The organism is Streptomyces sp. NPDC003011, from assembly GCF_053591515.1.
Genome location: NZ_JBSFTY010000020.1, coordinates 48,991 through 64,113, shown reverse-complemented (window position 1 = coordinate 64,113; position 15,123 = coordinate 48,991). Strand labels below are relative to the sequence as shown.

11 protein-coding genes are annotated in these 15,123 nt (G+C 73.3%); 6 read left to right on the top strand and 5 right to left on the bottom strand.

All coding sequences use genetic code 11. The annotated features are described in order from the left end of the window. Nucleotides 1-96: 96 nt before the first annotated feature. From ACWD0J_RS13185 to ACWD0J_RS13165, 5 genes are all read left to right on the top strand, one after another. A complete protein-coding gene (locus tag ACWD0J_RS13185) occupies nt 97-1,977 on the top strand; it encodes a gamma-glutamyltransferase family protein (RefSeq protein WP_451495870.1) in 1,881 nt (626 codons plus the stop codon). 201 nt (nt 1,978-2,178) lie between these two features. Further along, nucleotides 2,179-3,021 (top strand): inositol monophosphatase family protein, encoded by an 843-nt coding sequence (locus ACWD0J_RS13180; protein WP_451495869.1) that lies wholly within the window; start codon nt 2,179-2,181, stop codon nt 3,019-3,021. Between the two features lie 98 nt (nt 3,022-3,119). Beyond that, nucleotides 3,120-4,529 carry a phytoene desaturase family protein gene (locus ACWD0J_RS13175; RefSeq protein ID WP_451495868.1) on the top strand — a complete coding sequence of 470 codons (1,410 nt, stop codon included), beginning with the start codon at nt 3,120-3,122 and terminating at the stop codon, nt 4,527-4,529. Then, nucleotides 4,526-5,035 (top strand): O-acetyl-ADP-ribose deacetylase, encoded by a 510-nt coding sequence (locus ACWD0J_RS13170; protein ID WP_451495867.1) that lies wholly within the window; start codon nt 4,526-4,528, stop codon nt 5,033-5,035. Before ACWD0J_RS13175 ends, ACWD0J_RS13170 begins: the two co-directional genes overlap by 4 nt. Before the next feature lie 244 nt (nt 5,036-5,279). After that, nucleotides 5,280-6,590, top strand: coding sequence for a phytase (locus tag ACWD0J_RS13165; protein WP_451495866.1), 1,311 nt, complete (start codon nt 5,280-5,282; stop codon nt 6,588-6,590). A 121-nt stretch (nt 6,591-6,711) separates the two neighbouring features. On the opposite strand, the gene ACWD0J_RS13160 is transcribed toward ACWD0J_RS13165, so the two are convergent. The 4 genes from ACWD0J_RS13160 to ACWD0J_RS13145 form a co-directional block, all read right to left on the bottom strand. Further along, the gene (locus tag ACWD0J_RS13160; protein WP_451495865.1) at nt 6,712-7,593 is read right to left on the bottom strand and encodes a metal ABC transporter permease; all 882 of its coding nucleotides are present in this window, start codon (nt 7,591-7,593) and stop codon (nt 6,712-6,714) included. Next, entirely contained in the window at nt 7,590-8,396 is an 807-nt protein-coding gene (locus ACWD0J_RS13155; protein WP_451495902.1) for a metal ABC transporter ATP-binding protein, read from the bottom strand. The genes ACWD0J_RS13160 and ACWD0J_RS13155 overlap by 4 nt, the downstream gene beginning before the upstream one ends. Before the next feature lie 59 nt (nt 8,397-8,455). After that, entirely contained in the window at nt 8,456-9,391 is a 936-nt protein-coding gene (locus ACWD0J_RS13150; RefSeq protein ID WP_451495864.1) for a metal ABC transporter solute-binding protein, Zn/Mn family, read from the bottom strand. Between the two features lie 199 nt (nt 9,392-9,590). After that, nucleotides 9,591-10,364 carry a LuxR C-terminal-related transcriptional regulator gene (locus ACWD0J_RS13145; RefSeq protein WP_451495901.1) on the bottom strand — a complete coding sequence of 258 codons (774 nt, stop codon included), beginning with the start codon at nt 10,362-10,364 and terminating at the stop codon, nt 9,591-9,593. A gap of 280 nt (nt 10,365-10,644) precedes the next feature. Between ACWD0J_RS13145 and ACWD0J_RS13140 the strand changes: the two genes are divergently transcribed. Further along, nucleotides 10,645-14,535: a glycoside hydrolase family 2 TIM barrel-domain containing protein gene (locus ACWD0J_RS13140; protein ID WP_451495863.1), complete on the top strand. Its 3,891-nt coding sequence runs from the start codon at nt 10,645-10,647 to the stop codon at nt 14,533-14,535. A 208-nt stretch (nt 14,536-14,743) separates the two neighbouring features. Here the strand turns inward: ACWD0J_RS13140 and ACWD0J_RS13135 are convergent, their stop codons facing one another. After that, nucleotides 14,744-15,106, bottom strand: coding sequence for an ArsR/SmtB family transcription factor (locus ACWD0J_RS13135; RefSeq protein ID WP_451495862.1), 363 nt, complete (start codon nt 15,104-15,106; stop codon nt 14,744-14,746). Nucleotides 15,107-15,123: the final 17 nt, after the last annotated feature.

Genomic DNA, 15,123 nt, shown 5'->3' with positions numbered 1-15,123 from the left:
ACTCCGGCCGGCCCGAACTCCGCGGATTCCGCCCAGGCCCGGTCCTGAGCGCGGATCCGACGGCCGGCACGCGTCAACAGCGAGGTGAGAGCCCGAATGTTCACCACCCGCCCCACCCTCCAGGGCACCTTCGGCATGGTGTCGTCCACGCACTGGCTGGCCTCCCAGTCGGCGATGGCCGTGCTGGAGAACGGCGGCAACGCGTACGACGCGGCCGTCGCGGGCGCCTTCGTGCTGCACGTCGTCGAGCCGCACCTCAACGGGCCCGCCGGTGAGGTGCCGATCCTGCTCGCGCCGGCGGGCGGGCCGGTCCGTGTGCTGTGCGGGCAGGGCGTCGCGCCGGCCGGGGCGACGGTGGCGCACTACCGGGGGCTCGGTCTGGACCTCGTCCCCGGGACCGGGCCGCTCGCCGCCGCCGTACCCGGCGCCTTCGACGCCTGGATGCTCCTGCTGCGGGACCACGGCACCAAGTCCCTCGCCGACGTCCTCACGTACGCCATCGGGTACGCCGAGCACGGGCACGCGCCCGTGGAGAGCGTCGGCGCGACCGTCGAGACGGTGCGGGACCTGTTCGCGACCGAGTGGACGACGTCCGCGGACGTGTACCTGCCCGGCGGACAGGCGCCCCGGCCCGGGGAACTGTTCCGCAACCCCGCCCTCGCCGCCACCTGGCGGCGGCTCCTCGACGAGGTCGCCGCAGCGGGGGACCGGGAGGCGCAGATCGAGGCCGCGCGCCAGGTGTGGCGCACCGGGTTCGTGGCCGAGGCACTCATCCGGCAGGCCCGGCGGCCCACCCTGGACACCAGCGGCGCCCGCCACACCGGCACCCTCACCGCAGAGGATCTCGCCGGCTGGTCCGCGACGTACGAGGCACCGGCGACCTACGACTGGAACGGCTGGACCGTGTGCAAGGCCGGACCCTGGAGCCAGGGCCCGGTTCTCCTCCAGCAGCTCGCCCTGCTCCCGCCCGAGCTGCCCGAGTACGGCTCCGCCGACTACGTCCATCTGCTGATCGAGGGCTGCAAGCTCGCCATGGCCGACCGGGAGGCCTGGTACGGGGACGCGGCCGAGGTGCCGCTCGACGCGCTGCTGTCCGACGCGTACAACGCGGGGCGACGGCAGCTCGTCGGTGACCGGGCCTCCCGCGACCTGCGGCCCGGCAGTCCCGGCGGGCGCGTCCCGCGTCTGTCCGCCCACGCGCGCGTGGCGGCTTCCGGCGGGCGGGGCCCGGACGAACGGGGCCCAGCCGCCCCGGGCGTCGGTGAGCCCACCGTCGCCAAGCACCCCACGTCCCCGGTGCCGGGCGAACCCGAGGGCGGCGCCGACGGGCGCACCCGTGGCGCCGGGCCCCAGGTCGGCGCCGACGGCCGCACCCGGGGGGACACCTGTCACCTCGATGTCGTCGACCGCTGGGGCAACATGGTCGCCGCCACTCCCAGCGGCGGCTGGCTGCAGTCCAACCCCGTCGTGCCCGAACTCGGCTTCCCGCTCGGGACCCGGCTGCAGATGACCTGGCTGGAGGACGGCCTGCCGAACTCCCTCACCCCGGGCCGCCGCCCCCGCACCACCCTCACCCCCTCGGTCGCGCTGCGGGACGGCGTGCCGGTGATGGCGTTCGGGACCCCCGGCGGGGACCAGCAGGACCAGTGGCAGCTGCACTTCTTCCTCGCGGTCGCGCTGCGCGCCCGGGTCCGCGGCGGGCTCGACCTCCAGGGCGCGATCGACGCCCCGAACTGGCACAACGACAGCTTCCCCGGCTCCTTCTACCCGCGCGGCATGCGGCCCGGCAGCGTCACCGTGGAGGCACGGACGGACCCGGCCGTCGTCGCCGAGCTGCGACGGCGCGGACACGACGTGACCGTGGGCGAGGCCTGGTCGGAGGGCCGGCTGTGCGCGGTCGCCCGGGACCCGCGGACGGGAATCCTCTCGGCGGCCGCGAACCCGCGGGGCATGCAGGGGTACGCGGCCGGGCGCTGACTGCGCACGCGGTCGGGCGCTGACTGCGCACGCGGTCGAGCGCTGACCTCGAAACCCGGTCGGGCGCCGACCCGGCCCGCGTCGGGCGCCCGGCCCCGGACGCGTCGGCCGGCGCCTCCGTGCCCCCGTTGTTCACGGGGTTTCCATCCCCGGTGCACCGGGCGGGTGGGGATTGTCAGAGGCGCGTGCTCTCATGGAGTCATGATCGAACACACGGAAACCATCGACGAGTTTCTCGCCCGCCACTGCGCCGACGTGCAGGAGACCATCCGCGAGGCGGCCGCGGCCGAGATCATGCCGCGCTTCCGCCGGCTCGCCGCGCACGAGGTCGACCAGAAGGCCGGCCCGCACGACCTGGTCACGGACGCCGACCGCAATGCCGAGCTGTACCTCACCGAGGCGCTCGGCGCCCTGCTGCCCGGCTCGGTCGTCGTCGGCGAGGAAGCGGTGCACGCCAACCCGGCGTCGTACGAGGCACTCCAGGGCGACACCCCGGTCTGGATCGTCGATCCCGTCGACGGGACACGGCAGTTCGTGCACGGAGACCCCGGATTCTGCACCCTGGTCGCGCTCGCGCAGAGCGGCGTCCTCCTCGCCTCGTGGACGTACGCCCCGGCCCTGGACCGGATGGCCACGGCCGTCCGCGGACAGGGCGCGTTCCTCGACGGCGAACGACTGCGCCCCGGCCCCCCGGAGCCGGGCCGTGACCTGCGCGTCGCCACCTCGCACCCGGACTACACCACCGACGACCAGAAGCAGGCGCTGCTGGGCCTGTGGACCGAGGGAGTGGCCCCCCGCGCCTGCGGCTCGGCCGGCCTGGAGTACCTGGCCGTCGCCCGGGGCGAGTCGGACGCCACGGCGTTCTCCTGGGAAGCGGCCTGGGACCACGCGGCCGGTCTGCTCCTGGTGGAGGAGGCGGGCGGCGCCCACCTGACCCGCGCGGGCGAGCCGTTCCGCATCACCGGCCACAACACCCTCCCCTTCACCGCGGCCCGCGACGCGGCCACGGCCCGCCGGGTGGTGGGGCTGCTGAGGACGCAGTAGCTCCCGGCAGACGCCCCGCGGCCCGGCGCTGCCGGCACCGCGTCCTATCCTGATCCTCACAGGCCATCGGCTGACGAAGGAGTCCGAAGGTGCCGTCGATGCTCGATGCGGTCGTGGTGGGTGCGGGACCGAACGGACTGACCGCTGCCGTGGAGCTGGCCCGCCGCGGCTTCTCCGTGGCCGTCTTCGAGGCCCGGGACACCGTCGGCGGGGGAGCCCGCACCGAGGAGCTCACCCTCCCCGGCTTCCGGCACGACCCGTGCTCGGCGGCCCACCCGCTCGGCATCAACTCGCCCGCGTTCCGCGCGATGCCCCTGGACCGGTACGGCCTTCAGTGGCTGCACGCCGACCTGCCCATGGCGCACCCCTTCACCGACGGCACCGCCGCCGTCCTGGCACGGTCGGTCGGCGAGACGGCCGCCTCCTTCGGGCCGCGCGACGCGGGCACCTACCGCAGGCTGGTCGAGCCGTTCCTGCCCAAGTGGGACACCCTGGCCCGGGACTTCATGTCCCTGCCGCTCACCGCGCTGCCCCGCGACCCGGTCACCCTCGCCCGCTTCGGCCTCGTCGGCCTGCCCCCGGCCGGCTGGCTGATGCGCCGCTTCCGCGAGGAGCGGGCCAGGACCCTGTTCGCCGGTCTCGTCGCGCACGTCATGGCCCCCCTCGGCGGCTTCGCCACCGGTGCCGTCGGCCTGGTCTTCGCCCTCGCCGCGCACGCCCGCGGCTGGCCCGTGGCCCGCGGCGGCTCCCAGTCCCTCTCCGACGCGCTCACCGCCTACCTCAAGGATCTCGGCGGCACCGTCCACACCGATTACGAGGTCAAGCGGCTCGACGACCTCCCGCCGGCCCGCGCGTACGTCTTCGACACCTCGCCCACCGCCCTGGCCCGCATCGCCGGCTTCGGCACCTACTACGCGGGCTACCGGTACGGCCCCGGCGTCTTCAAGGTCGACTACGCGCTGGACGGCCCCGTGCCGTGGACCGCGCCGGAGGCACACCGGGCCACCACCGTGCAGATCGGTGCCGACAGTGCCGAGATCGGCGCCGCCCTGCGCGCGGCGTCCCGGGAGGGCCGCGCCCCCGACCGACCGTTCATGATCACCGTGCAGCCCAGCGTGGTCGACCCCACCCGGGCACCGGCCGGCCGGCACGTCTTCTGGGCGTACGGCCATGTCCCCAGCGGCTGGACCGGAGACCTCACCGACGCCCTCGAACGCCAGCTGGAGCGCTTCGCCCCGGGCTTCCGCGACCGCGTCCTGGCCCGCGCGACCGCGGGACCGCCCGAACTCGCCGCCCGCAACGCCAACTACGTCGGCGGGGACATCGCCTCCGGGGCGGTCTCCGGACTCCAGATGCTGCTGCGTCCCAAACTGTCCCTGTCCCCGTACGGCACCCCGCACCCGGCGGTGTTCATCTGCTCGTCGGCCACCCCGCCCGGTCCCGGAGTGCACGGCATGTCGGGACACAACGCGGCGAAGGCCGTGTGGAGGAGGCTGCGGCAGACGTGACCACCCTCAGCCTCGTCCAGGGCGACATCACCCGGCAGAGCGCCGACGCGATCGTCAACGCGGCCAACTCCTCGCTGCTCGGCGGAGGCGGCGTCGACGGCGCCATCCACCGCCGCGGCGGTCCCGCGATCCTGGCGGACTGCCGCAGACTCCGGGCCGCGCACCTCGGCAAGGGCCTGCCGACCGGACAGGCCGTCGCGACGACCGCGGGTGACCTGGACGCCCGCTGGGTGATCCACACCGTGGGCCCGCGCCACAGCCTGCAGGAGGACCGGTCGGAGCTGCTGGCGTCCTGCTACCGCGCATCGCTGCGGGTCGCCGACGAGCTGGGCGCCCGCACGGTCGCCTTCCCGGCCGTCTCCGCCGGGATCTACGGCTGGCCGCTGGACGACGCCGCCCGGATCGCGGTGGAGACGGTGCGGGCGACGCCGACGGCGGTCCGGGAGGTCAGATTCGTCCTCTTCGACGAGCGGGCGTACGAGGCGTTCGCCCGACACGTCACGTGACCCGGCGCGGGACGAGTCACGTGACAGGGACCGCGAGTCGGTGGCCGGGACGGGGACGCCCGCCTTCCCGTACGCTCGCCCGGCACGCCCGCCGAGGTGCACGTCCGGGCCACGTCCGGGCCAACTCCACCTGACGTACGGCCCCGCTCCCCATGACGGAATGACAGATCCCGGTCTTCTCTCGGCAAGCTTTCCCCCGCACCATCGGCATGTCCTCGACATCCTCGACGGTAAGGAAGCACCTGTGAGAACGCCCCGCACCGCGCGAAGCGCCGTACTTCTCGCCTCGGGCACCGTGCTGACCACTCTCCTCGCGGCGATTCCGGCGGGGGCGGCCGACCTGCCGGTGGTCACCGCCACCGGGGAGACCGCCGCCCTCCACGACGACGAGGCCGGCGGCAACTCCGACGCCGACGACCCGGCGATCTGGCGCAACCCCGCCGACCCCGCACGCAGCCTGGTCGTCGCCACCGCCAAGGAGGGCGGGCTGCGGGTCTACGACCTGGACGCCCGCCTCGTGCAGTCGCTGTCCGCCCCGAAGCCGCCGGCCGAGGACGACGCCCCGGGCCGCTACAACAACGTCGACCTCCTCTCCGGCGTGCGCACGTCGGACGGCCGGGCCGACGTGGCGGTGGTGAGCGACCGCGGCAACGACCGTCTGCGGATCTACCGCGTCGACCCGTCGCAGCGGGGCGGCCCGCTGCGGGACATCACCGACCCGGCCGCCGCCCCGGTCTTCTCCGCCGACCAGAGCGAGATCAACGACCAGCGCACCGCGTACGGCCTGGCCACCTGGAAGGACAAGGCCACCGGACGCACCTACGCCCTGGTCAGCCAACGCGAACGCACCCGGCTCGCGCTGCTCGAACTCGTCCCGGCCGCCAACGGCACGGTCGGCTACCGCGAGGTCCGCACCCTCAGCCTGCCGTCCTCCTTCCGTCTGCCCGACGGCACGTCGTGGAGTCCCTGCCTGGAGCCCGGTGAACTCCCCCAGGTCGAGGGCATGGTCGTCGACCCGGCCACCGGCACGCTCTACGCCGGCCAGGAGGACATCGGCATCTGGCGGCTGCGCGCCGACCTCACCGGCAAGCCGGTGCTGGTGGACAAGGTCAGGGAATACGGCGTCCCCGGCACCTACGACGAGGAGAGCGAGGAGTGCGCACCCGGCGCCGACCCCGGCTACGGCGGCGAACACCTGTCGGCCGACGTCGAGGGCCTGACCCTCTTCCAGGAGCGGGACGGCGACGGCTACCTGCTCGCCTCCAGCCAGGGCGACGACACCTTCGCCCTGTACGACCGCGAGGTGAGCGAGGACAACGAGTACGAGGGCGGCTTCCGGATCGGCGCCGCGACGGACACCCTCGACAGCGTGGAGGAGTGCGACGGCGCCGCCGTCCTGAACGCCCCGCTGGGCACCCGCTACCCGCGCGGCCTGCTCGTCGTCCAGGACGGCCAGGAGACGCCCGCGGTACCGGACGGGGAGGGCGGCACGCGGACGGCGACCGGCTTCACCTTCGTGGACCTCGGAACCGTGGTGGACGCCACCGGGATGTGACCTCCCCGCACGGCCGCCGGGCACCGGCCCGGCGGCCGCACGGACGGCCCGGCGAAGGCGCGGGCAAGCGCGCACCCGAAGGTGCGCCGGCGCCCTCCCCGGTGTCGCGGACGGCGCACGGTCAGGCGGGCCGCGGTGCCGTCCGCCGGGCTCCCCGACGCCGGGCGCGGTGGCCGCCGGCCAGCCGGCAGACGGCGTAGACGGTGAACGAGATCGTCGTGACATAGGGGCTGATCGGGATGGAGCCGCCCAGGGCGAGCAGGATGCCGCCCTCGATGGAGACCACGGCGAAGGCCACGCTGAGCACGGGCAGCAGCACCGGCGACGCGGTGACGCGGGAGGCGGCCGCGGCGGGGGTCACCACGAGGGTGAGGACCAGCAGCGCGCCGACGATCTGCACCGACAGGGCGACCGCGAGCCCGAGCACGAGCATGAACGCGAAGGACAGCGCCCGCACCGGCACCCCGCGGGCCTCGGCCACGTCCGGGTCGGCGCTGGCGAACGACAGGGGCCGCCACATCACCGCCAGGGCGACCACGACCAGCGCGGACGTACTGAGCAGCCAGGTCGTCTGCGGGGTGTCGACGGCGACGATCTGGCCCGTGAGCAGGCCGAACTTGTTGGCCGCCCGCCCCTTGTAGAGGGCGAGGAAGAGCACGCCCAGTCCGAGGCCGAACGGCATGATGATGCCGATCACCGAGTTGCGGTCGCGGGCCCGGGCGCCCAGGACGCCGATCGTGCCGGCCGCGAGGAGCGAGCCGACGATCGAGCCCGCCACGATGTTCACGTCCAGCAGCAGTGCCGCCGACGCGCCCGCGAAGGACAGTTCGCTGATGCCGTGTACCGCGAACGGCAGGTCGCGCATGAGGACGAAGACCCCGGCCAGCCCGCCGACGAGCCCGAGCGCGGCACCGGCGACGAGGGAGTTGCGGACCAGCGCCAGGAGTTCGCCGTAGTGGTCGAAACTGAAGATCTGCCGCCAGATCCCGTCGGCGAGCGTCATGGTCCGACTTCCTCGGTGTGATGGGTGTGGGTCGGTGGGGCGAGCGGTCCGTCCGGGGTGCCGACGACCACGACACGGCCGTGCACGCGGACGACCTCGACCCGCGTGCCGTACAGGCGGGACAGCGACGCGGAGGTCAGGACCTCCTGCGGCGTCCCGACGCGGTGACCGCCCGGGGCCAGGTAGAGGACCCGGTCCACCAGGCCGAGCACCGGGTTGATCTCGTGGGTCACGAAGACCACGGCCGTGCCGTGGGAACGGCGCCGGGCGTCCACCAGTCCGGTGACGGCCCGCTGGTGGTTCAGGTCGAGCGAGAGCAGCGGCTCGTCGCACAGCAGGACGCGCGGGTCGGTCGCCAGGGCCTGCCCGATGCGCACGCGCTGCCGCTCGCCCCCGGACAGCAGGCCGAGGGGGACGTCGGCGTACCCGGACGCCCCGACCGACTCCAGGATGTCGTCCACCCGGCGACGCACGGCACCCGTGCGCGGCCGCGGGCCGAAGCGGTGCCCGTCGATCCCGAAGCGCACGAGATCGCGGGCCCGCAGCATCGCCTGCGCGGGCACTTCCGCCTGCTGGGGGACGTACCCGAGGTGCCGGGCGGCCTCGCGGGGCGGTCGCCCGAGGACGGTCAGTGTCCCGGCGGACAGCGGCTGCCGGCCCAGCAGGGCCCGGACGAAACTGGTCTTGCCCGACCCGTTCGGCCCGAGCACGGCCAGGAACTCACCGGGCCGTACCCCGAGATCGAGGCCGCGCCACACCACGCGCTCGCCGTAGGACACGGCGGCCCCGCGCAGCCTGATCACCGCGTCGGCCTCGGCGTCGCCGCCGCGGGCGGGAGGCAGGGGTGCCCTGCCCAGCCGCCTCACGTGTCCAGCGCGCGGGCGAGCGCGTCGACGTTGTCGGTCATCCAGCCGAGGTAGTCCTTGCCCCGCGGCAGGGTCTCGGTCACGGGTACGACGGGGATTCCGGCCGCCTTGGCCGCGGCCTCGGACTTCTCCGTCTGCGGGCCGGAGGTCTGCTCGTTGAAGACCAGCGCCTCGACCTCCTTGCCGGCGAACACGGCCAGCGTGGCCCGCAGAACCTGCGGGGAGACGTCGTCGCCCTCCTCGATGGCCTCGCTGAACCGCGCGGGCGTCCTGTTCACCAGGCCGGCCGCGTCGAGCATGTACAGCGGCACGGGCTCGGTGATGGCCACCCCGTCACCGCCGTGGTCCTTCCTGATCGCGGCCTCCTTCGCCTCCAGCGGCCTCAGCCTCGCCTTGAAGGACGCGGCGTTCTCGGTGAAGGCGGCCGCGTCGGCGGGGTCGGCCTCGCCCAGGGCGGCGGCGATGCGGTCGGCGACCTTGGCGACGGTCGGGAAGTCGTACCAGACGTGCTCGTTGAGCTCGCCGCCCTTGGGGGCGGCCTTGCCGGAGACCTTGACGGCGTTGATCACCTCGGCGGAGGAGCCGCTGCTCCTGAGCATGCGGTCGACGAAGTCGTCGTAGCCGCCGCCGTTCTCGATCACGATCTTCGCCTTGGACAGCGCCAGCTGGTTCTGGGTGTCGGCCTCGTAGGAGTGCGGGTCCTGGTCGGGGTCGCTGATGATCGCGGTGACGTCGGCCTTCCCGCCGCCTATCCGGCGGACGATGTCACCGTAGACGTTCGTCGAGGCGACGACGGGGATCGCGGACGCGGAGACCGGGCTCTGCGCGCCGCTCCCACCGCTGCCGGAGTCCGACGAGTCGCCACAGCCCGCCAGGAGGGCCAGGGAGGCACCCGCTATCAGGGCCAGGCTTCGGGACGAGGACGTGGGCATGGTGCCTCCACGGCAGGGGGGAACAGGGGTGTTCCGGGAGAGGGGATCGGCCCGGTGCGAGCCGGGCGCGCCCTCACGCTAGATGGAAACGGATGTCAGAAACCCGCACGTGCCCATCCATATGAAAACCATTGCCAAGCCTTGACGCCCATGAGGGACGCGGCGGCCGGGCGGCGGCGACTCCCCTGTGCCCGGCTGCTCACGCGGCGGTGGCGGGGGCCCTGTCGTGGGGCCGGACCAGGCCCGACTCGTAGGCGAAGACCACCGCCTGCACACGGGCGCGGGCGCCGATCTTGGTGAAGATGCTGCTGACGTGGGACTTGACCGTGGTCGGGGCGATGCGCAGCAGCCCGGCGATCTCGGCGTTGGACGCGCCGGAGGCCACGGCGGTGAGCACGTCACGCTCCCGCCCGGTGAGGGCGGCGAGCCGGTCTTCCGGTGCGGCGGTGCCCAAGGGGCGCTCCCGGCGGACCGCGTCGATGAGCGCCCGGGTCAGGCCGGGGGAGACGACGGCGTCTCCGGCGGCCACGGTGCGGATGGCCGCGGTCAGTTCGTCGGGGGTGGCGTCCTTGAGGAGGAGTCCGCCGGCTCCGGCGCGCAGGGCGGCACAGGTGTACTCGTCGTGGCCGGCCGGGCTCAGGACGAGCACGCGCGGGCGGTGCTCTCCCGGCGGGGCGGAGACGAGGGGCTGGGGGAGAGTGTCGGGCCGGGCGAGACGCCGGAGGGTCTCGATGGCGTCCGGGCCGGCCGTGGCGCTGTCCAGCAGCACGACATCCGGGCGGAGCCGGGCGCTCAGCCGGATCGCCTCGGCGCCGCCCGCCGTTTCGCCGACGACTTCCAGATCGGGCTGGGCCGCCAGGAGCATGCGCAGGCCGAGACGCTGCAGTGCCTGGTCGTGGACGATCAGTACGGCGGTCGTGCCGGGGCGCGGCGCTGCGGGGCGAGGGGCGGTGGACGCCGTCTGCCGGGACATGAGAGCGTGCACGGGAACCACCCCTCTATGAACGAAACTGTTTCGTTCACTTGGATGGCCTCAGAGTAGCCTCCGTGCTATCGAAACGGCACCGTTCTCTTTGTGTTCTGGGTCACATCCCTCACCGGTGGCGTGGGGCCCGCATCCCCCGGTGGCTCAACAGGACCGCACAAAGTCCGACAGGATCGTTGCTTCGGTTGTGTGCGAGTTCTACGGTTCCCTGGCTGACGCACCCTCACTACGCGCACCCCCCACCGTCGCACCGAGGAAGGCCACCGCCATGCCGCACCCGCACGTGCCCCACGACGACCGACCGCTCGTCAGCCGCCGCCGTCTGCTGGAGTCGGGCGCCGCCGTGCTCGGCGCGCTCGCCCTGTCGGGGGCGCCCGCCCCGGCGCACGCCGCCGGCCGGCGTGCGACGCCGGACGGCCCGCCGGAGTGGAACGGCACCATCGCCGTCTTCCGGCTGGGCACCGAACCGCCGCACACCACCCTCATGCCGTACCAGGACGTCAGACAGGCACTGGCCGCCGACCGCACCCGCTCGCCGTACCGCCTCAGCCTCGACGGCACGTGGAAGTTCGCCTACGCCGACCGCCCCGACGACCGCGACGCCGACTTCCACCGCACCGACGTCGACGACCGCGGCTGGGACACGATTCCCGTCCCCTCCGTCTGGCAGCTGCACGGCTACGACTTCCCGGTCTACGTCAACATCACCTACCCCTACTGGGGCCCCAACGGCCTCGGCGAGGAGCCGCAGCCGCCGGCCGCGCCGACCCGCTACAACCCGGTCGGCCAGTACCGCCGTACGTTCACGGTGCCGCGCGACTGGGCCGGGCGCCGCACGTTCCTGCACTTCGAGGGCGTGAAGTCCGCCCACTACGTGTGGATCAACGGGGAGTTGGCGGGCTACCACGAGGACTCCTTCAGCCCCGCCGAGTACGACATCACCGAGTACCTCAGGCCGGGCACCAACCAGATCGCGGTCGAGGTGTACCGGTACTCCGACGGGGACTGGCTGGAGGACCAGGACATGATCCGGCTGAGCGGCATCTTCCGCTCGGTCTACCTGTACTCCACCCCGGCCGTGCACCTGCGCGACTTCAAGCTGGACACCCCGCTGAGCGACGACTGCACGGCCGCCGCCCTGTCGGTCACCGCGAGCGTGCGGGACTACGGCGGCGGCGGGAAGGGCTCGTACACCGTCGAGACCCAGCTCTACGACGGCCAGGGGCACCCGGTGTGGTCCCGGCCCCTGCGCCAGGCCGTGGCCCTCGGTGACGGCGAGGAGACGACCGTACAGGCGGCGAGAGCCGTGCCCGCGCCGCGGCTGTGGTCGGCCGAGCACCCGAACCTCTACACCGCGGTCCTGCGGCTGCGCGATCCGGCCGGCAAGGTGATCGAGACGCTCTCGCACCGGGTCGGTCTGCGCGAGTTCGCGCTGAAGGACGGGCTGATGCGGATCAACGGCAAGCCCGTCTCCTTCCGCGGCACCAACCGGCACGAGATGCACCCGGACCGGGGCACCGCGCTGACCCGCGCGGACATGGTCGAGGACATCACGATCATCAAGCGCCTGAACATGAACAGCGTCCGCACCTCGCACTACCCCGACAATCCGCTGTGGTACGAACTCGCCGACGAGTACGGCCTGTACCTCGTCGACGAGACCAACCTGGAGACGCACGGCATCCGGAACGAGTACCCGGGCGACCACGCCGACTGGACCGAGGCGTGCGTGGCCCGTGCGCAGAACATGGTCCACCGCGACAAGAACCACGCCTGCGTGGTCATCTGGTCGCTGGGCAACGAGGCGGGCGGCGGCAGCACGTTCGTCGCCATGCGCGACTGGATCCGCTCCTACGACCCGACCCGCGTCATCCAGTACGAGGGCGACGACCGGCCCACGATCAGCGACATCCGCTCGGAGATGTACGAGAGCCCCGCGCGCGTGGAGGCCCGCGCGAAGGACACCACCGACACGCGGCCGTACGTGATGATCGAGTACTCGCACGCGATGGGGAACTCGAACGGCAACTTCAAGAAGTACTGGGACATCGTCCGCCGCCACGACGTCCTCCAGGGCGGCTGGATCTGGGACTTCGTCGACCAGTCCCTGAGCTGGCCGACCCCGGCGCGCACGCTGTTCGCCGAGACCGGTCCGGGCGGGCTGCGCGGTGAACTCCTCGCCCCCAGCGGTTCGTTCGACCGGGGCAAGGGTGTCTTCGGCGGTACGGTCTTCGCCCGCGACGCGCGTCTCGACCTCACCGGCTCGCTGACCCTGGAGGCCTGGGTCACCCCGCACGTGACGGGTTATCACCAGCCGGTCATCGCCAAGGGCGACACCCAGTACGCGCTCAAGCAGTCCGGCCGGAACCTGGAGTTCTTCATCCACGGCGGCGGCCAGTGGGTCACCGCCACCTGGGCCCTGCCGGACGACTGGACCGGCACCGAACACCACATCGCCGGCGTCTTCGACGCGGACGCGGGCACGCTCACCCTCCACGTGGACGGCGAGATCCGGGCCACCCGCACCACCACCCGGCGGCCCGGCAGCAACACCGCGCCCCTCGCGCTCGCCACCGACGTGGACAACATCACCCGCGAGTTCAGCGGCACCATCCGGCGGGCCCGGGTCTACGCCCGCGCGCTGAGCGCCGCCGAACTGGCCTCTGACGGGCGCGGACCCGGTGACGAGGGGGTGCGCTTCTGGTTCGACGCGGCCACCGTCGGCGTCACCGAGAAGCGCCCGAAGGAGAAGACGTTCCTCGCGTACGGCGGCGACTGGGGCGACAACCCCAACGACGGCAACTTCGTCGCCGACGGCATCGTCACCGCCGACCGCGGCCACACCGGCAAGGCGGCCGAGGTCAAGCGGGTCCACCAGGCGATCGGCGTGGCCCCGGTCGCGGGCGGCGCCGCCGGAGCGGTCACCCTCACCAACGAGTACCTGTTCACCAACCTGCGCGAGTTCGACGGGCGCTGGGCCCTGGTCGCCGACGGCAGGACCATCCGAAGCGGCCGGCTGAGCAGAGCCCAGCTCGACGTGCCCCCGCTGTCCGCCAAGGACATCACCGTGCCGGTGCGACCGCCGGCCGACCCGGCGCCCGGCACCGAGTACTTCCTAGAACTGTCCTTCACCACCAAGGAGTCCGCCCCCTGGGCCAAGCCCGGCTTCGAGGTGGCCCGGCAGCAACTCGCCCTCGACGCGGGCGGCCCCGCCGTGACACCGGCACCGCTGAACAGCGTGCCCGCCCTGCGCCACACCGACGCGGACGACGAAGTCAGGGTGACGGGCGCGGACTTCACCGTCACCGTCGACAAGAGCAGCGGGACCATCACCTCCTACGAGGTCCGCGGCGCCCCGCTGATCACCTCCGGACCCGTGCCGAACTTCTGGCGCGCGCCCACCGACAACGACCACGGCAACGGCCAGCGCACCCGCAACCAGACCTGGCGCGACGCGGGCGCGCACCGCGAGACGGCCGGGGTGAGCGTGCGCGCCCTGAGCGACAAGGCCGTCGAGATCAAGGTCGGCTGCACCCTGCCGACGACGGTCGCGTCGACGTACGCCACGACCTACACGGTCTTCGGCAACGGGGAGATCAAGGTCGACCACACCCTGCACCCGGGCGCGTCGAGCCTGCCGTACATCCCGGAGGTCGGCAGCATGCTGTTCCTGCCGGGCCGGCTGGAGCGGTTGCACTACTACGGGCGGGGTCCGGAGGAGAACTACTGGGACCGCAACACCGGCACCGACGTCGGCGTGTACTCCGGGACCGTCTCCGGGCAGTGGACCTCCTACATCCGCCCGCAGGAGAACGGCAACAAGACCGACGTCCGCTGGGCCGCGCTGACCGGCCGTGACGGCGCCGGACTGCTGGTCAGCGGGGAGCCCCTCATCGAGATCAACGCCTCGCACTTCACACCGGAGGACCTGTCGGTCGGGGCCCGCCACGACTACCAGCTCACCCCGCGCGACGAGATCGTCCTGCGCGTGAACCACCGGCAGATGGGCGTCGGCGGCGACAACAGCTGGGGCGCGCACACCCACGACGAGTTCAAGCTCTTCGCCGACCGTGACTACACGTACAGCTACCGGCTGCGCCCGCTGAGGAACGTCGACGAGGCGATGGCGGCCTCGCGGCGGCCGACGGCGACGGAGTAGCCGCGGGGCGGGCCGGGCCACCGAAGGACGCGGTGTCCCGGCTCCGCCGCGAGGTCCCGGCCGTGCTCCGCCACGATGTCCCGGCCGTCGCCCCCGTACGGCGGCCCGGCCCGCGGGCGCGGGCCGGGGGCGGTCACCTGACGCCGGGCCGCGCCGACGCCTCACACCCGTCGGCGAGTTCGGGCGCCGCGGGTGACGCCGTCAGGCATCACTCGGTGGCGTCACTGATGCCCAGCCGCAGATGCTCCACGTGGTAGACGGCCTGGTCGAGCAGCTCGGCGACATGGTGGTCGTGCAGCGCGTACACGACCGACCGGCCCTGGCGCTCACCCACGACCAGCCCCAGATTGCGCAGCAGCCGCAGCTGGTGCGAGCACGCCGACTGCTCCATGCCCACCTCCGCCGCCAACTCCGTGGCCGGCAGCGGCCCTTCGCGCAGCCGCGCCAGGATCAGCAGCCGGGAGGGGGTCGACAGGGCCTGGAGGGTGGTGGCCACCTTGGCGACATTGCCCGCGTCCAGGCGTACGCGCTCGGTGGCGTCCTGCGCTGCGGTGACCGCTCCATGACCCATGGCGGTATCTTACCCAT